Source organism: Falsiroseomonas sp. (assembly GCF_041690465.1).
In the GTDB taxonomy this organism is placed as follows: Bacteria; Pseudomonadota; Alphaproteobacteria; order Acetobacterales; family Acetobacteraceae; genus Falsiroseomonas.
This window is the reverse complement of the sequence record NZ_JAWLHG010000002.1, coordinates 74,893-96,648: the sequence shown is the minus strand read 5'-3', so window position 1 is coordinate 96,648 and position 21,756 is coordinate 74,893. Positions and strand designations below refer to the sequence as shown.

Here is a 21,756-nt window from a genome sequence, read left to right as displayed (position 1 = left end):
CGGATGGCCAGCGCGCAAGCGGCCGGGGCGCGACACGGACCGGGCACTTAACCACCGGGAAAGGCGAGCGAAGCAAGCATGCGAGTGTGGCAAGGTTGGAATAGCGAAAATGCTGCTGAACAATATCCGCATCACCGCGAAGTTGCTGCTCATGGCGGGAGCGCTCAGCGTCCTGATGGTCCTCACGGCGGCGATCGTTTCCTACAAGTCGAACCACCTGACGCAGGCCGTGAGCGTTGCCGCCGAGGCGAACGAGGCGGTGGAACTCGCCGCGCGGACCCATCAGCAGGTGCTGGCGCTGGCGCTGGTTCCCTATGAACTCCGCGCCGATTTCTCCGCCGCCACCCTCGCCGCGATCCGTAGCCGGACGGCGGAGATTCGCGCCGCCATCACCGAGTGGCTGGGCGAGATCGAGCAGCTCGGCGGCCCGCGCCGAAGCGCCACCCTGGCCCTGGTCCGGCCACACCATGCCGAGTTCATCCGCCGGGTGGATGCGGTGATCGCGGTCGCCGCCGCCGCCGAAGCGGCGAATGACTGGAGCGAGGCGCGCCGCCAGGCCCTGGTCGCGGCCAGCGCCGAGACCGAGGCGTCGCTCGCTGCGCTGCGCACGGCGCTGTCCAACCTCGGAACCGTCGCAAGGGGTATCGCCCACGCCAGGGACGCGGAGGCGGTGGCCGATGCCGAGGCGATGGCCACGGTCACGCTCTCCCTCGCCGCGGCAGGCCTGGCTCTGGCCGGCCTGTTCACCTGGCTGCTCGGCCTGCGCGCCATCGCCCGCCCGCTCGGCGCGAGCGTGGACCGCTTGCGCAGCCTCGCGGCGGGCGACACCGCCAGCGCCATCCCCGGCGAGGGACGCAAGGACGAGATCGGCGACATCGCCGCAGCGATGGCCAGCTTCCGCGACGGCATCGTCGCCTCCCGCGCGCTGGAGGAGGAGGCGAAGCGGGCGGCCGCCGCCGCCGCCACCGCCGCGCGTGACGCCCGCCTGGCCATGGCCGCGCAGTTCGAGGCGGAGGCCGGCAGCGTGGTCAAGACGGTGGCGAGCGCGGCCACCGAGATGGAAGCGACCGCCAGCGGCATGGCCGAAGGCGCCCGCGACACCGCCCAGCAGGCGGCAACGGTGAAGGAGGCCGCGACGCAGGCCAGCGCCAATGTCCAGACCGTCGCCGCCGCCGCCGAGGAACTCGCCGCCTCGGTGGCCGAGATCACCCGCCAGATGGCAACCAGCAGCCGCATGGCCGAGGAAGCGGTCGCCGAGGCCGGGCGCACCGGCGCCACGGTGCAGTCGCTGGTGGAGAAGTCGCAGCGGATCGGCGAGGTGGTGCAGCTGATCAATGCCATCGCCGGCCAGACCAACCTGCTGGCGCTGAACGCCACCATCGAGGCGGCGCGCGCCGGCGAGGCCGGCAAGGGCTTCGCCGTGGTGGCGAGCGAGGTGAAGAGCCTCGCCGCGCAGACCGGCAAGGCGACCGAAGACATCGCCAGCCAGGTTCAGGCGGTACAGTCCGAGACGGCGCGCGTGGCGACGGCGATCGACTCCATGGGCAGCGTGATCGGCCGGCTGAACGAGATCGCCACCGCCATCGCGGCGGCGGTCGAGGAACAGGGCGCCGCCACGGCGGAGATCGCGCGCAACGTCCAGCAGGCCTCGGCCGGCACCAACGCGGTGTCCACCACGATCGGCGACGTGAACGAGGCGGCCGCCAGCTCCGGCGCCGCGGCCAGTCAGGTGCAGTCCGCGGCGCCGAGACGCTGCGCCTCCAGGTGGACCGCTTCCTGACGCAGATGCGCGCCGCGTAGCGGGGGCTGGCGCCGGGGGGCAGGTGCCGGGGGCTCAGCCCTCCAGCACCGCCTCCAGCGTGATCTCCGCCTTCAGCACCTTGCTGACCGGGCAGCCGGCCTTGGCGGCCTGCGCCAGTTCCTCGAACTTCGCCCGCTCGATCCCGGGCACCCTGGCGCGCAGCTGCAGGACGATGGCGGCGATCTTCCAGCCGCCTTCCTCCTTTTCCATCGAGAGCTTCGCCGTGGTCGCCAGCTCCTGCGGCGGGTGGCCGGCGCCGGTGAGCTGGAAGGCCAGCGCCATGGAGAAGCAGCCGGCATGGGCGGCGGCGATCAGCTCCTCCGGGTTGGTGCCCTGCCCGTCCTCGAACCGAGTGTGGAATGAATAGGGCGTGTCGCGCAGCGTGCCGGAGGGTGTGGTCAGCATGCCCTTGCCGTCCTTGCCCGCGCCCTGCCAGCGGGCCGAGCCCTCGCGCCGAATCGTCGCCATGGCGGTTCTCCCTGTCTGCCTGTCCGAAGGGAAAGCGTGACAGGCCGGCGGCGCCGCCTCTAGCCTCGCCGGCGATGCCCCACGATCTCGTGTCCGTCACGCCACCCGCCGGCGGCCAATCAGCGTCCGGCCCCTGGGCGCCGCCGCTGGCGGAAGCGGCCCCCCGGGCGCTCTGCACCGATTGCGGGCTGTCGCGCACCGCGCTCGCCAAGGCCTGCGGTCGCGCCTGCCAGTTCCTCCGCCCGGATTACGAGGCGCTGGAACGCCAGGTGCACGGCCGCGCGCGCGACCCCGCAAGGCCGGACGAGCTGCATTTCGGGCCCTTCCGCCGGATGTTCCGCGCCGCGCTGACCGCGCCGCGCGAGGGCGCGCAATGGACCGGCATCGCGACGCGGCTCGGCGAGCGGCTGCTGGAGACCGGCGCGGTGGATGCCGTGCTGGCCATGGCCGCCGACAAGGAGGATCGCTGGAAGCCGGTGCCGGTGCTGGTCACCCGCGCCGAGGACATGGCCGCCTGCCGGGGCATGAAGATGGGCTTCGCGCCGTTGCTCGCGCTGCTGGAGCCCGCCGCGCGCGCCGGCCACAAGCGCCTGGCGGTGATCGGCATCCCCTGCCAGGTGCATGCGCTGCGCGCCATCGAGGCGGAGCTGGGGCTGGACCGGCTCTACGTCATCGGCACGCCGTGTTCCGACAACACGACCACCGAGATGTTCCACCGGTTCCTGGACCTGCTGGACCCCGACCCGGCCTCGATCACCTACCTGGAGTTCCGCGCCGACTACCACGTGGAGATCCGCCACGCCGATGGCCGCGTGCGGGAGATCCCCTTCCTGCAGCTGCCGATCAGCCGGCTGCCGGCGGATTTCTTCCCGCTGACCTGCCGCACCTGCGTCGATTACACCAACGTGCTGGCGGACATCACCGTCGGCTACATGGGCGGCACCGGCGCGCAGTGGCTGACCGTGCGCAACGGGCGTGGCGAGGAGCTGCTGGCGCTGATCGAGCCGGAGATGGCGCTGTCCGCACCCGCCTCGGCAGGGAAGCGGCAGGGGGCGGTGAAGGGGTTCCTGGCCAATACCGCGCGGGCGGCGGGCGGGCTGCCGTTGCGGCGCATGCCCGGCTTCCTCCGCCCCCTGGTCGGCTGGCTGATGCCGCGGATCGGCCCGCGCGGCCTGGAATTCGCCCGCGCGCGGGTGGAGATGAAGGCGGTGGAGACGGTGCTGTTCCTGCGGCACAAGGCGCCGCGCCGGCTGCGCAGCATGGTGCCGCCGCATCTCTGGGCGCTGGTCGCCCCCTATGGCCTGGCGGCGCATCCGGGCGAGTCGCCGCGGCCCGGGGGCGGGCAGCGGGGCGACGGCCCGGCACAACCCACCCCGCCGCGGGCAGGGCCAAATCCGCCGCGAAGGGCGGTATGAGCGGGCGGCCCTCGCGGAACGGTTGCCGCAGGGCGGTTAAATCTTGCTAAAAGGGTATCCAGGAGCATAAGCGCGGCGCCGGTCCGGCATCGTGCGCGATGTCCTTGCCTGCTGGAGTGGCCCATGCTCGTGGACTTGTCGCGGAAGATCCTCGCTGCGCTCGCGCTGGGGTTGCTCGCTGCGCTTCCCGTTGCGCGGCCGGCCGCGGCGGACGGCCAGCAGATCCGGATCAAGGTGATCGGCGGCCTCGCCGATGTCAGCCAGTACGTCCGGTTCGAGGAGCCGTTCTGGCGCGACCGCATCGGCCAACTCACCGGCGGCCGCGTGGTGGCCGAGATCGCGCCCTTCGACCGCAGCGGCATCCGCGGGCAGGAGATGCTGCAGCTCATGCGGCTCGGCGTGGTGCCCTTCGGCACCGCCATCCTGAGCCTCGCCGCCACCGAGGAGCCGGAGTTCAACGCCGTGGATCTCTCGGCGGTGTCGCCGGACATGGCCACGCTGCGCCGCACCGTCGGCGCCTTCCGCCCGCATCTTGAGGAGGTGCTGCGCGAGCGTTACGGCATCGAACTGCTCGGGGTCTACACCTATCCGGCGCAGGTGGTGTTCTGCAACCGGCCCTTCGCGGGCCTTGCCGACCTGGCCGGGCGGCGGGTGCGCACCTCGGCGGTCGGGCAGTCGGAGGTGGTGCAGGCGCTCGGCGGCACGCCGGTGGTGACGCCCTTCGCGCAGATCGTCTCGGCGTTCCGCACCGGCGTGGTGGAATGCGCCATCACCGGCACGCTCTCGGGCCACGCCATCGGTCTCTATGAGGTGACGACGCATGTGCATGCGATGGCGCTGAGCTGGGGCCTCTCGATCTTCGGCGCCAATGGCGCGGCCTTCGCGGCGCTGCCGGCCGAGGTGCAGGCGCAGATGCGCGCGGGGGTGCGGCAGCTGGAGGAAGCGATCTGGAACGCCGCCGACCGCGAGACCGGCGAGGGATTGGCCTGCAATGCCGGCCGCCCGGACTGCAGCCTCGCGCGGCGCGGCAACATGACCATCGTGCCGGTCAGCGCCGCCGACGACGAGCGCCGCCGCCGCCTGCTGACCGAGGTGGTGCTGCCGCGCTGGGTCGGCCGCTGCGGCCCGGACTGCGCCGAAGCCTGGAACACGCGCCTTGCACCGCTGTTCGGCATCCGCGCCGAGGCGGATTGATGAAGGATCCGGCCCAGGTCACCAGACGGCTCCGCCTCGCCGTCCTTGCCGCCATCATCCTGGTGCTTGGGGCGCAGGGCGTCGCGACCGGGCTGCTGCTGAAGCGGTCGTACGAAGCATCCCTGTGGGCGGCGCAGGACACCGCCGACCGCATCGGCCGCGCCGTCGAGGCCTCGATCAACCGCAACTTCGTGCAGGTGGACGCGATGCTGGCGGGGCTGCCCGCTATGCTCATGCCCTACTCGCGCGAAGGCCAGTTCGACCAGGCCGGCGCGGCGCGGGTGCTGCGGGAGCTGAACAACCAGAACTTCAACGTCCGCGACGTGCTGCTGGTGAAGCCGGACGGGACGCCCTGGACCACCTCGCTCGCCGTCTCGCGGCGCCGTCCGCTGCCGATCCCGCTCGGGCCGGCCTTCTTCGAGACCGGGCCGAATGCCGGCGGCGTGTCCATCGGCGGCCCGGCGCGCAACCCGGCGACCGGCGAGTGGTCGCTGTTCCTCGCGCGGCCGGTGACGATCCCCGCGCTCGGCGCGGTGACCGCCGTCGCCGAGGTACCGGTGCCGCTGGTCGCCACGCTGCTCGCGGTGGGCGGCGAGGCGCCGTCGCTGCGCGTCACGCTGGAGCGGGAGGACGGCACGCTGCTCGCCTCCGTGCCGCACGACGAGACGCGGATCGGCCGCCAGCTGCCCGCCTCTGCCGCCGCGCTCGACAGGTCGGAGGAGAAGTTCAGCCGCTTCAACGGCGAGGCAGTGCTCGCCACGGTGCGACCGACGCTCTACCCGACGCTGTCCATCGCCGTGACGCTCGAGACCGCCGCCGCGCTCGCGGCCTGGCGGTTGGACCGTGACCGCGCGCTGATCGCCTCCGGCCTGTTCACGGCGCTGGTGGTGGCGCTGGCGGTCGCGCTGCTGCTGGCGCTGCGCCAGCGCGAGAAGGTGGAGGCGGAGCGGGCAAGCTGGCGCGCCAGGCTGGAGAACGCGCTGGAGAGCATGTCGGACGGCTTCGTGATGTTCGGCCCCGACGACCGGCTGATCGCCTGCAACACGCGCTACAAGGAATTCTATTCGATCTCGGCGCCGTTCATCCGCCCTGGCGCGCGCTTCCACGACATCCTGCGCGAGGGTGCGGCGCGCGGGCAGTATCCGCAGGCCGGGCCGGACATCGAATCCTTCATCACCGCCATGGACTTCTGGCGGCACGCCAACAACCCCCCGATCGAGCGGCTGCTGCCCGATGGCCGCTGGGTGCTGATCACCGAGCGCACCACGCCCGATGGCGGCACCGTCGGCATCCGCACCGACATCACCCAGTTGAAGCGCGCGATGGAGGAGCTGGCCTCGGCGCGCGACGCCGCCCGCGCGGCGGGCGAGGCAAAGAGCCAATTCCTCGCCCGCATGTCGCATGAGCTGCGCACGCCGCTGAACGGCATCCTCGGCTTCGCCCAGGTGCTGCTGCGCGACCCCGGGCTGACGCCCGAGCAGCGCGAGCAGGTGGCGACGCTGAGCGAGGCCGGGCAGCACCTGCTGGAGCTGGTGAACGGCCTGCTCGACCTCTCCAAGATCGAGGCCGGGAAGCTGGAGCTGAACCCGCGCGACCTGGCGCTGCGCCCGCTGCTCGATGCCTGCGTCGGGCTGCTGGTGCCGGAGATGACGCGCAAGCGCATCCGCTTCCGGCTGGAGGTGGCGCCGGGCACGCCGGAGGCGGTGGAGGCGGATGCGACCCGGCTGCGCCAGATGCTGCTCAACCTGCTGTCCAACGCGGTGAAGTTCACGCCGGTGGAGGGCCGGGTGGAACTGCGCGCCGCCCCGCTCGCCGATGGCAAGGGCATCCGGGTCGAGGTGCAGGACAGCGGCCCCGGCATCCCGGCGGAAAAGCGCCACCTGCTGTTCGAGGATTTCTCCCAGCTGGTGCAGGTGCCGGGGCAGGAAGGGATCGGCACCGGGCTCGGCCTGGCGATCTCGGCGCGGCTCGCCGCGGCGATGGGCGGGCGGATCGGCTGCGCCGAGGAGGTCAGCGGCGGCGCCTTGTTCTGGGTGGAACTGCCGCTGCGCGAGGTTTCGGTGCCGCCGGCGCCGGCGCGTTCGGCGCTGCCGCCGCCCGCCACGGCGGAGGCCGGCGCCTCGGCGCGCGGGGCGCTGCGGGTGCTGGTGGCCGACGACGTCGCGGCGAACCGCATGGTCGCGCGCGCCATGCTGGTCGCGGCCGGGCACAAGGTCGATTCCGCGGCGGACGGGGCGGAGGCGCTCGCCGCCGTGGAGCGCGAGGAATACGACATCGTCCTGATGGACGTGCAGATGCCCGGCATGGATGGGCTGGAGGCGACGCGCCGGATCCGCGAGCTTACCGGCGCGCGCGGGCGCGTGCCGATCCTCGCCGTCACCGCCTCCGCGCTGCCGGAGCAGGTGGCGGCCTGCCGCGCTGCCGGGATGGATGCGCATCTCGCCAAGCCGATCGACCGCGAATCGCTGCTGGCCGCGGTCAGCCGGCTGGCCGGCGGCGCCGCGGCCGCCGCCGGGACGCAGGCGGCGGAGGAGGGCGCCGATCCGCCGCTGGTGGACCGCGCCGCGCTTGCCAACCTGGCGACCGATCTCGGCCCGACCGCCGATGTGGTGATCGGCGAGTTCCTCGGCGAACTGCGCCTGGGTGTCGCGGCACTCTCCGCGCCCGGGATCGCGGCGGATGCGGCGCGGCTGCGCCAGGCCGCGCACCGCCTGCTCGGTGCCGCGCGCACGCTCGGCGCACGCCGCCTGTCCCGCGCGATCGAGGCGCTGCAGGCGATGCTGCATGCCGGCCTGCCGGGCGAGGAGGCGCTGCGCAACGTGCTCGACATCGCGGCCGAGACCCTGCCGGCGATGGAGGCGGCGACGCAGCCGGAACCGGTGGCGCAGCCTGCGCATCGCACCGCCGAGCCGCTCGCCGCCCAGGGCACCGCCGCCTGACGGCGGCGCGGCGGATCAGGGCAGCGCGGCCACCCGCTCCGCGAGCAGCGCGAAGAAGGCCGGGGCGTCGAGCGTCTCCAGCAGGGTGAGGTTCGGTGCGCGGCCGAGCCTTCCCCAGCGATCGATCACCGTCCGCCCGCGCGAAGGGCCGGGGGCGAGGTCCATCTCGGCATGCGCGGGCCTTGCGCCGAACAGGCCGGGCGCGATGGCCCAGGCGACCGCACAGGGATCGTGCAGCGGGAAGCCGCGATGGCCGAACCGCTTCGAGGCCGGCAGCGCGCGCAGGATCGCCAGCGCTGCCTGCCAGCAGGCGCCGCCAGGGCGCTGCGCGAGGCGCGCCACCAGGTCGGGCGTCACGAAGGCCTGCGCGGTGAGGTCGAGCGTGGCGATCGCCAGGGGCCGCCCGAGGTTCAGCAGCACGGCCAGCGCCTCGGGGTCGTTCCAGGCGTTGAACTCGGCGGCGGGGGTGATGTTGCCCTCGCTCCAGGCGCCGGACATCAGCACGATTTCCGCCACGCGGTCGGCGAGCGCGGGTTCCGTGGCGAAGGCGAGTGCCAGGTTGGTGGCGGGGCCGAGGCCGATGACCGTCACGCTGTGCGGCGCCGCGGCCCGCAGCTCGGCGCGGATGGCGTCGGCCGCGATGCCGGGGGCGAGCGGCGGGCCTTCGGGCAGCGCCACGCCGCCGAGGCCGTCGCTGCCATGCACCGCCGGCTCGGCGCGGAAATCGGCGAGCAGCGAGCGCTCGGCACCGGCCACCACCGGCACGGCACGGCCGGTGAGGCCGACCACGGCGCGCGCATTGGCGGTGGTGCGCGCCAGCCCGACATTGCCGCCGGCCACCGTGACCAGCCGAACGTCGAGCTCCGGCGAGGCGAGCGCCAGCCACAGCGCGATGGCGTCGTCGGTGCCGGGGTCGCAATCGATGATGCAGGGCTTCGGGATCACGCGAGCTCCGTCTCGACCAGGCTGCACCAGAAGGCGGCGCCGTGGATCAGCGCGGCATCGTTGAAGTCGAAATGCGGGTTGTGGTGCCAGCCCTCGGGGTGCGCCGGGGCGCCGGTGCCGAGCCAGGCATAGGCGCCGGGGATGCGTGCGAGGAACTCGGAGAAATCCTCGCCGGCGGTGATCGGCGGGTGGTCGTCCCGCGCGTTGGCGGCGCCCGCGGAGGCTTGCGCGGCACGCACCATCACCGCGGCCTGCGCGGGGTGGTTCACGGTGGGGGAGAGGCGGCGGATGTAGCGCGGCTCTGCCTGGAGGCGGTGCAACGCGGCAATGCCGCGGGCGATCTCCGCGATCCGCGTCTCGACATGGGTGCGGACATCCTCGGCCAGCGCGCGGGCGGTGCCCTTGAGGAACACCGTCGCGGGGATGACGTTCGGCGCTGCCGGATCGCCCGCCGCGATGTGGCCGACGCTGACCACCGCGGTGCCGAGCGGGTCCACCTCGCGTGACGCGATGGCCTGGAGCGCCGTGATGAAGGCGGCCGCGGCCAGCGTCGCATCGGTGCCGAGATGCGGCTTGGCGCCATGCGTGCCGGCACCGCGGAAGGTCACCTCCCAGGTGTCGGAACTGGCAAGCACCGCCCCCTTCGGCACGGCGATGGTGCCGAGCGGGAGGCCGGGCAGGTTGTGCAGCCCGTAGATCGCATCCACCGGGAAGCGCGCGAACAGCCCCTGCTCCGCCATCACCCGCGCACCGCCGAGCGACTCCTCGGCCGGCTGAAAGACGAGATGCACGGTGCCGGCGAACCGCTCGCGGTTCGCCGCCAGCCATCGCGCGGCGCCGAGCAGCATCGCGGTGTGGCCGTCATGGCCGCAGGCATGCATCCGTCCGGGGGCTTCGCTGGCATAGGGCAGGCCAGTCGCCTCGGTCATCGCCAGCGCGTCCATGTCGGCGCGCAGCGAGATGGCGCGGTTGCCAGGGCGGCCGCGCAGCGTGCCGACCACGCCGGTGCCGGCGAGACCCTCGGCGACCTCGATGCCGAAGCCGCGCAGGCTGGCGGCGACGAAGGCGGCGGTGCGGTGTTCCTGGAAGCCGAGCTCGGGATGGCGGTGCAGGTCGCGGCGCCATTCGGTCATCGTCGGCAGCAGCGGCGAGAGGTCCTCGGGGCTAGGCAAAGGGGCGAGGCTCCGGTTGCGGATGGGGGGTGCAGCATGCCACGTTGCGGCGCACACACACAGCCGAGCCGCGCCGCAGCCATCATGGAGTTCTGGCAATCCTTCCGGCCGGGCAGCGCCCCGCGCGCCGCCTGGCAGGCTGCGTATGAGGCGGCGATGCCGGATGGCAGCGCGCTCGAGCTGCCGCTGCGCGACCTCGGCGAGACGGCGGTGGCCGGCTTCATCGCCAACCAGGCGAGCTTCGCCGTCACCCGCCGCCTCTCGGCCTGGATGGCGGAGGCGGCGCGGCCGCTGGGTGCGGAGGTGGTGGTCGGCCTGCCCAGCCTCGGCCAGGTCTTCGCGCCGGCGGTGGCGGAGGCGCTGGGCCATGCGAACTGGGTCGCGCCCGGCTGGTCGCGCAAGCGCTGGTACGAGGAGCGGCTGAGCGTTTCCGCGCAGTCCATCACCTCGCCGGTGGAGCGCCGGCTGTGGCTCGACCCGCGGCTGCTGCCGCGGCTGGCGGGCAGGCGCGTGCTGCTGGTGGATGACGTGGTCTCCACCGGCGCCTCGGCGCGCGCCGGGCTGGCGCTGCTGGCGGCGGCGGGGGTGCGGCCGGTGGCACTGCTCGTCGCCATGGCGCAGGGCGACCGCTGGCGACGCCTGTGGCCGGACGACATCGCGGTGCGCGCGGTCTTCGCCACGCCCATTTTCTCCCGCGGCGCGGAGGGCTGGGTGCCGATGCCCGGCTCCGCGCCGCACGACATCTGCCCGCTGATCCCGAAGGACCTCGCCGCATGAAACGCCGCGCCGCGCTGCTCGCCGCCACCCTCGCCGTCGCGCCGGCCCTGCTGCTCGGCACGCCGTCCGGCGTGGCGGCGCAGGACAACCTGCGCATCGGCGTGGAAGCGGGCCCCACCAGCCTCGACCCGCATTTCGCCAGCCTGATCACCAACATCGCCTTCGCCCGGCACTACTTCCAGCCGCTGATGGAGCAGGACCACCAGCAGAATTTGCGCCCGGCCATCGCCACCGCCATGCGCGTGGTGGACGACACCACGTGGGAGGTCACGCTCGATCCGCGCGCGCGGTTCCATGACGGCTCCCCGGTGACGGCGGAGGATGTCGCCTTCACCATCGGCCGCGCCGGCGACGTGCCGAACTCGCCATCCTCCTTCCGCTACGCGACGCGGCCGATCGCAGCGGTGGAGGCGGTCAGCCCGACGATGATCCGCATCCGCACCCACCAGCCGACCCCGCTGCTGCCGAACTTCCTGGCGCTGGTGATGGTGGTCTCGAAGAAGCATGCGGAGGGCGCGGCGACGGCGGATTTCAACGCCGGCCGCGCGATGGTGGGCACCGGGCCGTTCCGGCATGTCTCCTGGCAGCCGGGCAGCCCGGTGGTGATGGAGCGCAACCCGAACTTCCACGGCAGCGCGCCGGCCTTCGCGCGCGTGGAGTTCCGCCCGATCGCCAATGCCGGCGCGCGCGTCGCGGCGCTGCAGGCGGGCGACGTGGACCTGATCGAGATCGTGCCGCCCGACCATTTCGCCCGCTTCCGCCAGGAGGCGGCGCGCTTCACGGTGGCGGAGAGCCCCTCCAACCGGCTGATCTTCCTCACCCTCGATTCCGATCGCGAGAACAGCCCGCATGTCCGCGGCAGGAATGGCGAACCGATCGCCAACCCGCTGCGCGATGCGCGGGTGCGCCGCGCGCTGTCGCTGGCGATCAACCGCGAGGCGATCGTCAGCCGGATCATGCAGGGCCAGGCGCTGGCCGCCGGCGATCTCGGCCCGCCGGGCTATTTCGGCACCTCGCCCGATCTCACGCCGCCGCCCTTCGACCTGGAGCAGGCGCGCCGGCTGCTGGCCGAGGCCGGCCTGCCGCAGGGCTTCGCCGTGCAGGTGAACGGCCCGAATGACCGCTACCCGAATGACGAGCAGGTGGTGCAGGCGATCGCCCAGATGTGGACGCGGCTCGGCCTGGCCGCGAATGTCGAGACGCGGACGCGCTCGGTGTGGCTCAGCGAGGCGGCGCAGCTGCGCTATTCCGTGAACCTCGCGGGGTTCTCGCCGAACCCGGAGATCCTCGGGATGCTGGAGACGCAGATCCACACCTGGAATCCGCAGCTCGGCCTGGGCACCGCCAATCGCGGCCGGTTCAGCAACCCGGAGATCGACGCGATCATCCAGCGCGCGCGCACCACCATCGACAACGAGCAGCGCCGCGCGCTGACGCAGCAGGCGACACGGATGGCGCTGCGCGACCAGACGGCGCTGATCCCGCTCTACTTCCAGGTCAACACCTGGGCCATGCGCCGCGGCTTCACCTATGAGGCGCGCACGGACGAGATGACGCTGGCCTTCAGCGCGGGGCGGGCGGCGCGCTAGGAGGCGCCGGTCATGAACGAGCAGGTCGATCCGGTCATCCGTGCCCGCGCCGTGCAGGCCGCGCGCGGCGCGGCGGCCTTCGACCTGCTGCTGGCCGGCGGCACGGTGGTGGATGTCGCCACCGGCGAGCTGCGCGCGGCGGATGTCGGCATCGTCGGGACGCTGATCGCCAGCGTGCATCCGCAAGGTGCGCGCGAGGATGCGCCGGCGGTGGAGGATGTGGCGGGGCGCTTCCTCGCGCCCGGCTTCATCGACAGCCACCTGCACTACGAGAGCAGCCTGATGGCGCCGGTGGATTATGCGTCCGTGGTGGTGCCCGCCGGCACCACCACCTGCGTCTGGGATCCGCATGAGCTGGCGAACGTGCTCGGCCTCGACGGCGTGCGCTGGGCGATCGAGGTTTCCCGGGATTTGCCGCTGCGAACCCTGATAGCGGCCCCGTCCTGCGTGCCCTCGGCGCCCGGCCTGGAACTGGCGGGTGCCGAGATCGGGGCGGCGGAGATGACGGACATGTTGCGCTGGCCGGAGGTGGTCGGCGTGGCCGAGGTCATGGACATGCCGGGCGTGCTGCGCGGCACCGCGCATATGCGCGGCATCGTCGGCGCCGGGCTCGCGTCCGGCAAGAACGTCAACGGCCATGCGCGCGGCATGCGCGACGCCGATCTGCAGGCCTATGCGACGGCCGGCGTCACCTCCGACCACGAGATCGTGGAGGCGGAGGACTTCCTCCAGAAGCTGCGCGCGGGGATGACGGTGGAGCTGCGGGGCAGCCACGACTACGTGCTGCCCGGCGTGCTGACCGCGCTCGCCACGCTGCCGCTGCTGCCGCCGAACCTGGTGCTCTGCACCGACGACGTCTTCCCCGACGAATTGGTGGCGAAGGGCGGGCTGCGCGATACGATTTCCCGCGTGATCGCGCGCGGCGTCTCGCCGGTCGCGGCGATCCGCATGACGACATTGCATGCGGCAATGCGGCTCAAGCGCGACGATCTCGGCCTGGTCGCGCCGGGGCGGCAGGCGGATATCGTGGTGCTGAGCGACCTGCCCTCCGTCGCGGTGGAGCGCGTGGTGGCGGCCGGGCGCGTGGTGGCGCGCGAAGGCCGGCTGCTGTCGACGCTGCCGCGGCCGCACGGCGCGCGCGATACGCCTCTCGCTCACGTGCCTCGCGGCACGATGAAGCTCTCTCCGCAGCCGCGCGAGGCCTTCGAGCTGCGCGTCGGCGGCGCCGGCCGCGCGAAGCTGCGCAAAGTGGTCGGTGCGCGCTATACCAGCTGGGGCGAAGTCGAGGTCGAGCTGCGCGACGGCGTGGTGCAGATCCCGCGCGGTCATGCGGCGATCACCATGATCCACCGCCATGGCCGCGCGCCCGCGGTGCCGCGCACCTGCCTCGCGGATGGCTGGGGCGCACCGCGCGGCGCCATCGCCACCACCATCGCCCATGACAGCCACAACCTGCTGGTGCTCGGCCGCGATCCCGACGACATGCAGGCGGCGGCGAATGCGCTGATCGCCTGCGGCGGCGGCATGGCGGTGGCCGAGCGCGGGCAGGTGACGGCGTTGCTGCCGCTGCCGATCGCCGGCCTGCTTGCCGAGACGCCGGCGGCGGAGACGGCGGCGGGTTTCGCGAAGCTGCGGGAAGCGGCCGACCGCGTGATGGAATGGCAGCCGCCCTTCCGCGTCTTCCGCGGACTGACGGGCATCTCGCTGGCCTGCAACCCGGGCCCGCACCCCACCGATCTCGGCCTGACCGATGGCGGTACCGGCGAGGTGTTCGACCCCGCCGAGACGCTGGATGCCTGAGATGGCGAAGCACCGCCTTTTCCTCGCCGCGCCGCCGGGAAGCGACCGCCCGGCTTTCCGCGCGCGGATGCTCGGCGAGGTCGGGCCGGCGCTGCTCGCCGCCGTGCCGGCGCTGGAGGCGCTGTCGGTGGACGTGGTGGATGCGACGCCGGAGGTGCCGCCCTGGCAGCGCCCCGGCGAGCCTGTGGCGCCGGCCGAGCCGGACTGCGACGCGGTGGTGGATCTCTGGGGCGCGCCGGAGACGCTGGCGCGCGCGCTGGCGGTGCTGGACGAGGCGACGCACGGAGCGCCGCGCGCCTCCATCCGGGTGAGCGAGTCCGTCGAGAAGGACGCGCTGCCGCGACCGGCGGGACAGGCGGCGGGCGTGAAGTTCCTCTCGCTGATGAGCTTCCACGAAGACCTGCCGGCGCCGGTCGCCCAGCGCCTATGGGCGCATCATGCAGGGCTGGCGCTGCGCGTGCATGTCGGCATGGCGCGCTACGTGCGTGACTGGGTGGAGGCGACCGATGCGCACACGCTGCCGGTGCCACGCTTCCACGGCATCGCGGAGCTGCACTTCCCGTCGGTGGAGGCGATGACGACCCGTTGGTTCGATTCCGAAGCGGGGCGTGCGGCGATCGTCCACGATGTCGGGCATTTCCTCGCGCGTGCGACGCGGCTCTACAGCACGGAGCATGTGCTGAAAGCTAGGCCGGGATGACCTGCGCGAACATCGCCTCGCTCGGTTCCACGCCGAGGCCGGGGCCGTCCGGCAGGGTGTAGAAGCCGGCCTCGCACTGCATGTGGCGCGTGCCGGTGGGCTGCGTCAGGCGCAGGTTCGGGTCGAAGATGCTGTGCTGGTATTCGTGCCAGGGCAGGCGCTGCAGCGTGGAACTGGCCTGCAGGCTGGCGGCCATGAACAGCCCGACGCCGACCGCGGCATGCGGCATCAGCGCCACGTGGTTCGCCTGGCACAACGCGCCGATGCGGGCAAATTGCGTGATGCCGGTGCGGCCCATCTCGGGCTGGCCGACGCCGAGGCAGCGCGCGGCCAGGCGCGACTGCCATTCGTGCACGGTACGCAATTCCTCGCCGAGCGCGACGGGCACGCCGACGCTGCGCGCGACCTGGGCGATGCCCTCGATATCCTCGGGCGCGCAGGGCGCTTCGGCGAAGGCCAGGCGGTGCGTTTCCAGCCGGCGGATCAGGCGGATCGCCTCCGGCGCGGTGTGGCGCCAGTGGAGGTCGGCCATGATCTCGGCGGCCGGGCCGAGGCCCTCGCGCAGCGCGGTCATCTCGGCCTCCACGCCGTCATCGGCGACGACGGCGGCGAACTTGAAGCCGCGGAAGCCCTTCGCCTGCCATTCGCGCGCGAAGGCGACGCGCTCGGGCAGCGTCGCGCGCGGCAGGCCGGAGACGTACGCCGCGATCTGCGCATGCCGCCGCCCGCCAAGAAGCGTCGAGACGGGCACGCCGAGGCGCCTGCCGAGCAGGTCCCACAGCGCGATATCCACCGCCGCGAGCGTGTCGAGATAGAAGCCGCCGAAGAAGCCGCGGACGCGCATGAGGTCGTAGAGGTCCTCGTGGATCACGGCGGGCGCGGAAGGATCGCGGCCCTCCAGCACGGGCGCGACCACGTCCTCCACGATGGCGCGCACCGCTTCGGGCGCGACGATGCCGTAGGTCTCGCCCCAGCCGGTGAGGCCCTGCTCGGTGTCCACGCGCAGCAGCACGGAGCGGTCGCTGGTGGGATAGAGCGTGCGGTTGCCGCTGCGCACGATGTAGCCGCGGCGATTGACGAACTCGCCCTCGCGCAGCGGGCCGAGATAGGGAACGTCGCGCGGGATCTCGACGATGTACGCGGTGACGCGCTCGATGCGGTCGGTCATGGCCGATGCATCGTCAGCGTCGGCGCGGCGGTGGCGAGCAGCTCGCCGATCTCCGCCAAGTCGCCCTCGTCGAGCTTCGGCCCGGCGGCGCGGGCGCCGGTATGGGTGAGCAGGCCGCGTCGCTTCAGCACCTCCTTCGTCGCGCGCACGCGGAAGGTCATCTGGAAGGCGAGCAGCGGCAGCGTGAGGGTGTAGATCCGCCGCGCCTCCGCGCGGTCGCCGCGCTGCCAGGCCCGCCACAGCGCGACATGCGCATCGGCAAGCTCCAGCGCCGGCATGGTGCCGCAGGCGCCGCGGGCGAGCTCATCGAGGATGAAGCGCGCGCCGGCGCCACCCATCACGCCCTCCAGCCCATCGTTCGACGCGGCCCGCCCGCCGGCCGAGGCAGCCAGGATGCGGGTGACGTGCTGGCCGCAGGGCAGCGTCTCCTCCTTCACGTATTTGATCGCCGGCACCCGCGCGGCGATGGCGGCGACAGCCTCGGGCGGCAGGCCGGCACCGTTCGGCGCGGGCGCGTTCTGCAGCATCAGCGCGAAGCCGGGCACCGCATCCTCGATCGCGGCGTAGAAGGCGACGTGCTTCTCCACATCCTGCCCGCAGGCGGGAGGCGCCATGATCATCGCGGCGCGCGCGCCGGCCTCGCGGCCCTCGCGGGCGCGGTCGGCGGCCTCGCGCGGGTCGGCGTGGCTGGCGCCGACGACGAAGGGCAGCCGGCCGGCGAGATGCGTGCCCAGCACGGCGACGAGGTCGGCACGCTCGTCGGCGGAAAGCGTCTCCACCTCGCTCGCCATGCCGGGGAAGACGACGCCATCCACCCCGGCCTCGATGGCGAAATCGGCGAGGCGCAGGAAGGCCGCCTTGTCGGGCGCACCATCCGGCGCGAACGGAGTGGGGAGCACGGGGAAGACCCCGGCGATGCGCGTCATGTTCGTTCCTTCCCTCATCCGCGGAATGCCGGTTCTGGCAGGCCGCGCGCGCCGCCCGCATCCACGGCGAAGACGCTGCCGGAGAGCGGCGCCTCGGCAAGCTGCGCCGCGGAAAGCCGCACCCGCGCACTGGTGACGTAGAGCGTGCCAAGGTCCTCGCCGCCGAAGCAGCAGCTCGTCGGCCGTGGCACCGGCAGGTGGATGACGCGGTCGAGGCTGCCATCGGGCGCATAGCGCGCGACGCGCCAGCCATCCCAGAGCGCGATCCACACGCCGCCCGCCTCATCCACCGCCAGCCCATCCGGCACGCCCTCGCCTTCCGCCAACGCGACGAAGACGCGGCGGTTGGCGATGCTGCCGGAAGCGAGATCGAAATCATGCACATCCACGCGGCGCCGCGCGCTGTCGGCCAGGTAGAGCCGCGTGCCGTCGGGGCTGAAGCCGAGGCCGTTCGGCACATGAAGCCCGGCCTGCATCACGCGCGCCGAGCCGTCGGGGTCGAGGCGATGCAGCGCGCCGGCATCGGGCGTGGAATCCAGCGCGAGGCTTCCCACCCAGAAGCGGCCGCGCGCATCGCACCGGCCGTCGTTGAGGCGCAGCGGCGCACCTTCGGCGATCGGCGCGGCGAGCACCTTGCCCAGCGCCGCGCCATCGAAGACGCGCAGGCCGGAACGGGCCGCGGCGACGAAGCCGCCGCCTTCGCGCGGCGCCAGCGCGGCGACCATCTCCTCCGTTTGCAGCACGCGGTCGGCGCCGGTGGCGGGGTCGCTGACATGGATGGCGGGGGCGAGGATATCCACCCAGAGCAGCCGGCCCTCGCGCGCCGACCACAGCGGGCCTTCGCCGAGCAGCGCCTCCGCGCGCACGGCGAGCTCGACGCCGGGCGAGACGGCTTCTGGGCGCGGCGCGACGGCGAGCGTCATCGCGGACTGCGCCGCATTGCCGGAGACGCGACGCGCCGCCTCCATCACCTCGCGCCCGAGCGCGTGCAGCTGCGCCTCGGGCAGGCGGAAGGCGGGGCCGACGAGCGCGATGGCGCCGAGCGGCCGGGCGCGGCGGTCCAGCACGGCGGCGGCGACGCCGTTCACGCCGGCCGCCGCCTCCTCGAGCGAGAGCGCGTAGCCGCGCGCGGCGGAGAGCGCGAGGTCGCGCTCCAGCGCCGCAACTTCCGTGACCGTGCGCGGCCCGGGCGTGGCGAGCGGGGCCAGGCGTTCCAGCAGCGCGCGGCGCTCGGCGGCGGGAAGCTGCGCGAGCATGGCCTTGCCGGCGGCACTCGCATGCGGCGGCACGCGGGCGCCGACGCGGTTGACCAGGCGCACCGCCTCCTGCTCGGCGTCACGCTGGTCGACGTAGAGCACCGCGTCGCCTTCCAGCACCGCGAGCCGTGCGGTCTCGCCGGCCAGGCGCGCAAGGCGGTCGAGCTCCGTGGCGGCGGCGGCGCGCAGGTCGAAGCCCTCCCAGACGCGATGCGCCATCTCCATCAGGCGGGGGCCGAGGGCGAAGGTCTGGCTGACGGGATCCTGGCGCAGCAGCCGGGCCTCGGTGAGGGCGGCGAGGATGCGGTGCGCGGTGGGGCGGGCGAGGCCGGCACGCTCGGCGATCTCGGTGAAGCGCAGCGGCGCGGGGGCGTCGGCGACCAGGTTGAGCAGCGCGATGCCACGCGTCAGCGCCTGGGTGCCGGGCACGGACCCGGCCTCCTCCTCGGTCTCGGCGCTGCGGGGGCGTGGGCGCTGCATGGTCCTCCTGCGTGGGGCGGGAGCGGGGCGTTGACCCGTCCCGCGAGTGTCCATATCGTGGAACCAAGTTCCACGGATGACAAGCCGCCCGGACGGAACACGGAGGAGAGAGCCAATGTGCATCACCCGTCGCCACGCCCTGCTGCTGGGGGCCGGCGCGCTCGCCGCCCCCGTGACCCTCCGTGCGCAGGAGGCCTGGCCGTCGCGCAACATCCGCTTCATCGTGCCCTTCCCGCCGGGCGGCGCGGCGGACCTGGTCGGCCGCATGCTGGCGGCGCATTTCCAGTCGGCGCTCGGCCGCTCCGTGGTGGTGGAGAATCGCGGCGGCGCGGGCAGCACCATCGGCGTGGACGCGCTCGCGAAGTCGGCGCCGGATGGCTACACGGTCGGGCTGATCAACATCGCCGCCAACGCCATCGTGCCGGCGGTGCGACGCCAGCCCCTGCCCTACCGCCCCGTCGAGGATTTCGCGCCGATCTCCAACCTTGCGGTGACGCCGGCGCTGCTGCTGGTGAACCCGCAGAAGCTGCCGGAGGTGCGCACGGTGGCCGACCTGGTGGCGCGGGCGAAGGCGAATCCGGAGGCGATCAATTTCGGCTCCTCCGGCGTCGGCTCATCGCTGCATCTCGGCATGGAGCTGTTCATGGCCAAGGCCGGCATCCGCATGACGCATGTGCCCTTCGCCGGCGGCGGGCCGCTGCTGCAGGCGCTGCTGGCCGGCACGGTGGAGGTCTCGCTCGATGTCGCGGCGACCACGGCGCAGCTGATCAGGGACGGCCGCATCCGCGCGCTGGCCACCACGGCGCCGGTGCGCATGCCGGCCTATCCCGACCTGCCGGCGCTGAACGAGACCTATGCCGGGGCGGAGCTGGCGTCCTGGCATGGCCTGGCGGCGCCCGCGGGAACGCCGGCGCCGATCCTGGCGCGGCTCGCGCAGGAAACGCAGGCCTTCCTGCGCAACCCGGAGACGGTGGAGCGCTACCGCGCCACCTTCCTGGAGATGCCGCAGCAGACCACGCCGGAGGCGTTTCGGGCGTTCATGGAGCGGGAGGTGCAGACCTTCCGGGAGTTGGCGCGCGCACAGAACATCGTGGTGGAGTGAGGATGGACCTGTCCCGTCGCGCGGCGCTCGGCGCCGCGCTCGCCGCCGCGACCGGGCCGGCTTCGGCGCAGACCCGCTGGCCGGACCGACCAGTCACGCTGATGGTCGGCTATGGCGCGGGCGGTGCGACCGACATCATCGCCCGTACCCTGGCGGAGCGGATGCAGCCGCTGCTCGGCCAGCCGGTGGTGGTGCAGAACGTCACCGGCGCGGGCGGCACCATCGCCTCCGATCGCACTGCCAAGGCAGCGCCGGATGGCTACGCCATCCTGCTGATCGCCAATGCGCATGCGGTGGCGCCCGGCCTCTATGCGCGGCTGCCCTATGACACGCTCGGCGATTTCGCGCCGGTGTTCTTCGCCGGGCATTCGGCGAATGTGCTGGTGGTGCCGGCGGCCTCGCCGGACCGCGACCTGGCCGGCCTGGCGGCACGCGGGCGCGCGGCGCGGCAGCCCCTGCAGACGGGCAGCGCCGCGCTGGCCGGCTGGCAGCCGGCACACCAGATCATGAAGGAAGCGCTGGGGTTGAGGCTGGAACACGTGCCCTATCGCAGCGGGCCGCAGGGCCAGGCGGACCTGATCGCCGGGCGGCTGGATTTCATGGTCAGCAACGTGCTGGAGGTCGCTGGCCATGTGCAGGCCGGCAGGCTGCGCGCGCTGGCCGTCACCAGCCCGACGCGCAGCCCGCTGCTGCCGGAGGTGCCGAGCTTCGCGGAGCTCGGCGTGGCGGCGCTGCAGGCCGATAGCTGGTTCGGCGTGATCGCGCCGCGCGCGGCGCCGGCCGCGGCGCTCGACAGGCTGCACGCGGCCTTCGCGCAGGTGGCGGCGATGCCGGAGGTGGCGGCGCGGCTGCAGGGGCTCGGGTTGATCCCGGCGCCGATGTCGCGCGCGGAATGGGGGAGCTTCTACACGGCACAGGTCGAGCAATGGTCGGCGGTGCCGCGGCGGGCGAATGTGCGGATCGAGTGATACTGGCGGCGTCGGTCCTCGACCGATGCCGAGGGCGCGAATGCGGCCCCGCGCCTGAGGGCACAGAAAAGCGCACATCGTCGGTCAACGAAGTTGGCCGTTGGCCTGAGGCTCACGCCTCCACCAGATCCACGCTGACCTCCAGCGCCTGCTTGCCGCCGCCGAGCAGGATGCCCTTGACCGGGCTGACATCGGCGAAGTCGCGGCCCCAGCCGAGCAGCAGGTGTTCGTCCCGCACCACCAGGTCGTTGGTGGGGTCGAGGTCCACCCAGCCATGCTCGGGCCCGAGCCAGCAGCCGACCCAGGCATGGCTCTGGTCGGCGCCCTGCCGGCGGGCCTGACCGGGCGGCGGGCGGGTGCGGATATAGCCGGAGCAGTAGCGCGCGGGCAGGCCGAGCGCGCGCAGGCCGGCGATCATCAGATGCGCGAAGTCCTGGCAGACGCCGACGCGCCCGGCCAGCACCTGGGACACCGGGGTCGAGATGGTGGTCACGCCGGCGCGGAAGGCGAAGTCGCGCTTGATCCGCGCGTTCAGCTCCAGCAGGCCGGCCAGTACCGGCCGCCCCGGCGGGAAGCTCTGCGCGGCATAGGCGCCGGCGCCGGGCTCGGCGGGCGCATGCGCGCTGGGCAGGGTGAACTCTGCCGCCGAGGCGCCTTCCGCCCGGGAGGCGGCGTCGCGGACCCGCTCCCAGGCGGGGGTGGCGTCGGTCGGCGGCGGGGGGGCGAAGCCGACCTCCACCACCGCTTCCAGCACCACTTCCAGGCAGGCATGCGGCGCCTCGATGGACAGCCAGGAGACGCCGTTGCCGAAATGGTCGGTGCCCTCGGTCCGGTATGCGGGCGCCGGCGAGACCTCCAGCGCCATTGCCTCCAGCATCTGGCCAGGGACCTGGCGCGGCGTCAGGTGCAGCAGGTGCGCGGCGATGTCCACCGGCGCGGCATAGCGGTAGACCGTGGAGTGGCGCAGCGCATAGCGCGTGCGGAGCGGCGCGCTCACGCTTGCCTCGTGAAATGCTGATGCATTTCACCCTCAGGCGCCGGCGCTGCGCCTGGCTC

At 73.3% G+C, this 21,756-nt stretch carries 17 protein-coding genes; 10 read left to right on the top strand and 7 right to left on the bottom strand.

Translation table 11 applies throughout. The features are described from left to right. Positions 1–109 precede the first annotated feature (109 nt). On the top strand, positions 110–1,780 hold the full coding sequence (locus ACESM1_RS02610; protein WP_372617459.1) for a methyl-accepting chemotaxis protein: 1,671 nt from the start codon (positions 110–112) through the stop codon (positions 1,778–1,780). A gap of 54 nt (positions 1,781–1,834) precedes the next feature. Here ACESM1_RS02610 and ACESM1_RS02605 read toward each other — a convergent pair whose 3' ends face one another. After that, the gene (locus tag ACESM1_RS02605; RefSeq protein ID WP_372617458.1) at positions 1,835–2,269 is read right to left on the bottom strand and encodes an OsmC family protein; all 435 of its coding nucleotides are present in this window, start codon (positions 2,267–2,269) and stop codon (positions 1,835–1,837) included. A gap of 74 nt (positions 2,270–2,343) precedes the next feature. On the opposite strand from ACESM1_RS02605, the gene ACESM1_RS02600 reads away from it, so the two are divergent. From ACESM1_RS02600 to ACESM1_RS02590, 3 genes are all read left to right on the top strand, one after another. Then, positions 2,344–3,684 carry a Coenzyme F420 hydrogenase/dehydrogenase, beta subunit C-terminal domain gene (locus tag ACESM1_RS02600; RefSeq protein ID WP_372617456.1) on the top strand — a complete coding sequence of 447 codons (1,341 nt, stop codon included), beginning with the start codon at positions 2,344–2,346 and terminating at the stop codon, positions 3,682–3,684. A 123-nt stretch (positions 3,685–3,807) separates the two neighbouring features. After that, positions 3,808–4,878 carry a TRAP transporter substrate-binding protein gene (locus ACESM1_RS02595; protein ID WP_372617454.1) on the top strand — a complete coding sequence of 357 codons (1,071 nt, stop codon included), beginning with the start codon at positions 3,808–3,810 and terminating at the stop codon, positions 4,876–4,878. Beyond that, positions 4,878–7,817, top strand: coding sequence for a response regulator (locus ACESM1_RS02590; protein ID WP_372617452.1), 2,940 nt, complete (start codon positions 4,878–4,880; stop codon positions 7,815–7,817). Before ACESM1_RS02595 ends, ACESM1_RS02590 begins: the two co-directional genes overlap by 1 nt. A gap of 15 nt (positions 7,818–7,832) precedes the next feature. Here ACESM1_RS02590 and ACESM1_RS02585 read toward each other — a convergent pair whose 3' ends face one another. Further along, a complete protein-coding gene (locus ACESM1_RS02585) occupies positions 7,833–8,762 on the bottom strand; it encodes a nucleoside hydrolase (RefSeq protein ID WP_372617450.1) in 930 nt (309 codons plus the stop codon). After that, positions 8,759–9,934, bottom strand: a complete 1,176-nt coding sequence (locus ACESM1_RS02580; RefSeq protein ID WP_372617449.1) for a M20 aminoacylase family protein — start codon at positions 9,932–9,934, stop codon at positions 8,759–8,761. Before ACESM1_RS02580 ends, ACESM1_RS02585 begins: the two co-directional genes overlap by 4 nt. Before the next feature lie 84 nt (positions 9,935–10,018). Here ACESM1_RS02580 and ACESM1_RS02575 point away from each other — a divergent pair, with 84 nt between their 5' ends. From ACESM1_RS02575 to ACESM1_RS02560, 4 genes are read left to right on the top strand one after another with little or no spacing between them, the layout of a single operon-like run. Then, on the top strand, positions 10,019–10,711 hold the full coding sequence (locus ACESM1_RS02575) for a phosphoribosyltransferase (protein ID WP_372617447.1): 693 nt from the start codon (positions 10,019–10,021) through the stop codon (positions 10,709–10,711). After that, positions 10,708–12,300, top strand: a complete 1,593-nt coding sequence (locus ACESM1_RS02570) for an ABC transporter substrate-binding protein (RefSeq protein ID WP_372617445.1) — start codon at positions 10,708–10,710, stop codon at positions 12,298–12,300. The genes ACESM1_RS02575 and ACESM1_RS02570 overlap by 4 nt, the downstream gene beginning before the upstream one ends. A gap of 12 nt (positions 12,301–12,312) precedes the next feature. Next, positions 12,313–14,100, top strand: a complete 1,788-nt coding sequence (locus ACESM1_RS02565) for an adenine deaminase (RefSeq protein ID WP_372617443.1) — start codon at positions 12,313–12,315, stop codon at positions 14,098–14,100. A gap of 1 nt (position 14,101) precedes the next feature. After that, positions 14,102–14,800, top strand: a complete 699-nt coding sequence (locus ACESM1_RS02560) for an EthD domain-containing protein (RefSeq protein ID WP_372617442.1) — start codon at positions 14,102–14,104, stop codon at positions 14,798–14,800. Here ACESM1_RS02560 and ACESM1_RS02555 read toward each other — a convergent pair. From ACESM1_RS02555 to ACESM1_RS02545, 3 genes are read right to left on the bottom strand one after another with little or no spacing between them, the layout of a single operon-like run. Then, entirely contained in the window at positions 14,787–15,968 is a 1,182-nt protein-coding gene (locus ACESM1_RS02555) for a mandelate racemase/muconate lactonizing enzyme family protein (RefSeq protein ID WP_372617440.1), read from the bottom strand. The two genes, ACESM1_RS02560 and ACESM1_RS02555, sit on opposite strands and share 14 nt — an antisense overlap. Beyond that, positions 15,965–16,894, bottom strand: a complete 930-nt coding sequence (locus tag ACESM1_RS02550) for a dihydrodipicolinate synthase family protein (RefSeq protein WP_372617439.1) — start codon at positions 16,892–16,894, stop codon at positions 15,965–15,967. The genes ACESM1_RS02555 and ACESM1_RS02550 overlap by 4 nt, the downstream gene beginning before the upstream one ends. 14 nt (positions 16,895–16,908) lie before the next feature. Then, the gene (locus ACESM1_RS02545) at positions 16,909–18,630 is read right to left on the bottom strand and encodes an SMP-30/gluconolactonase/LRE family protein (protein ID WP_372617437.1); all 1,722 of its coding nucleotides are present in this window, start codon (positions 18,628–18,630) and stop codon (positions 16,909–16,911) included. A gap of 115 nt (positions 18,631–18,745) precedes the next feature. Between ACESM1_RS02545 and ACESM1_RS02540 the strand changes: the two genes are divergently transcribed. Then, positions 18,746–19,732, top strand: coding sequence for a Bug family tripartite tricarboxylate transporter substrate binding protein (locus ACESM1_RS02540; protein ID WP_372617435.1), 987 nt, complete (start codon positions 18,746–18,748; stop codon positions 19,730–19,732). A gap of 2 nt (positions 19,733–19,734) precedes the next feature. After that, positions 19,735–20,700 (top strand): Bug family tripartite tricarboxylate transporter substrate binding protein, encoded by a 966-nt coding sequence (locus ACESM1_RS02535; RefSeq protein WP_372617433.1) that lies wholly within the window; start codon positions 19,735–19,737, stop codon positions 20,698–20,700. A 112-nt stretch (positions 20,701–20,812) separates the two neighbouring features. Here ACESM1_RS02535 and ACESM1_RS02530 read toward each other — a convergent pair whose 3' ends face one another. Continuing rightward, positions 20,813–21,697: a transglutaminase N-terminal domain-containing protein gene (locus tag ACESM1_RS02530; protein WP_372617431.1), complete on the bottom strand. Its 885-nt coding sequence runs from the start codon at positions 21,695–21,697 to the stop codon at positions 20,813–20,815. Between the last annotated feature and the right edge of the window lie 59 nt (positions 21,698–21,756).

Excerpts from the sequence above, each read along its gene's own strand:
- ACESM1_RS02610 (WP_372617459.1), top strand. The coding sequence starts at position 110 with ATGCTGCTGAACAATATCCGCATCACCGCGAAGTTGCTGCTCATGGCG.
- ACESM1_RS02605 (WP_372617458.1), bottom strand. The coding sequence starts at position 2,269 with ATGGCGACGATTCGGCGCGAGGGCTCGGCCCGCTGGCAGGGCGCGGGC.
- ACESM1_RS02600 (WP_372617456.1), top strand. The coding sequence starts at position 2,344 with ATGCCCCACGATCTCGTGTCCGTCACGCCACCCGCCGGCGGCCAATCA.
- ACESM1_RS02595 (WP_372617454.1), top strand. The coding sequence starts at position 3,808 with ATGCTCGTGGACTTGTCGCGGAAGATCCTCGCTGCGCTCGCGCTGGGG.
- ACESM1_RS02590 (WP_372617452.1), top strand. The coding sequence starts at position 4,878 with ATGAAGGATCCGGCCCAGGTCACCAGACGGCTCCGCCTCGCCGTCCTT.
- ACESM1_RS02575 (WP_372617447.1), top strand. The coding sequence starts at position 10,019 with ATGGAGTTCTGGCAATCCTTCCGGCCGGGCAGCGCCCCGCGCGCCGCC.
- ACESM1_RS02570 (WP_372617445.1), top strand. The coding sequence starts at position 10,708 with ATGAAACGCCGCGCCGCGCTGCTCGCCGCCACCCTCGCCGTCGCGCCG.
- ACESM1_RS02565 (WP_372617443.1), top strand. The coding sequence starts at position 12,313 with ATGAACGAGCAGGTCGATCCGGTCATCCGTGCCCGCGCCGTGCAGGCC.
- ACESM1_RS02560 (WP_372617442.1), top strand. The coding sequence starts at position 14,102 with ATGGCGAAGCACCGCCTTTTCCTCGCCGCGCCGCCGGGAAGCGACCGC.
- ACESM1_RS02555 (WP_372617440.1), bottom strand. The coding sequence starts at position 15,968 with ATGACCGACCGCATCGAGCGCGTCACCGCGTACATCGTCGAGATCCCG.
- ACESM1_RS02550 (WP_372617439.1), bottom strand. The coding sequence starts at position 16,894 with ATGACGCGCATCGCCGGGGTCTTCCCCGTGCTCCCCACTCCGTTCGCG.
- ACESM1_RS02545 (WP_372617437.1), bottom strand. The coding sequence starts at position 18,630 with ATGCAGCGCCCACGCCCCCGCAGCGCCGAGACCGAGGAGGAGGCCGGG.
- ACESM1_RS02540 (WP_372617435.1), top strand. The coding sequence starts at position 18,746 with ATGTGCATCACCCGTCGCCACGCCCTGCTGCTGGGGGCCGGCGCGCTC.
- ACESM1_RS02535 (WP_372617433.1), top strand. The coding sequence starts at position 19,735 with ATGGACCTGTCCCGTCGCGCGGCGCTCGGCGCCGCGCTCGCCGCCGCG.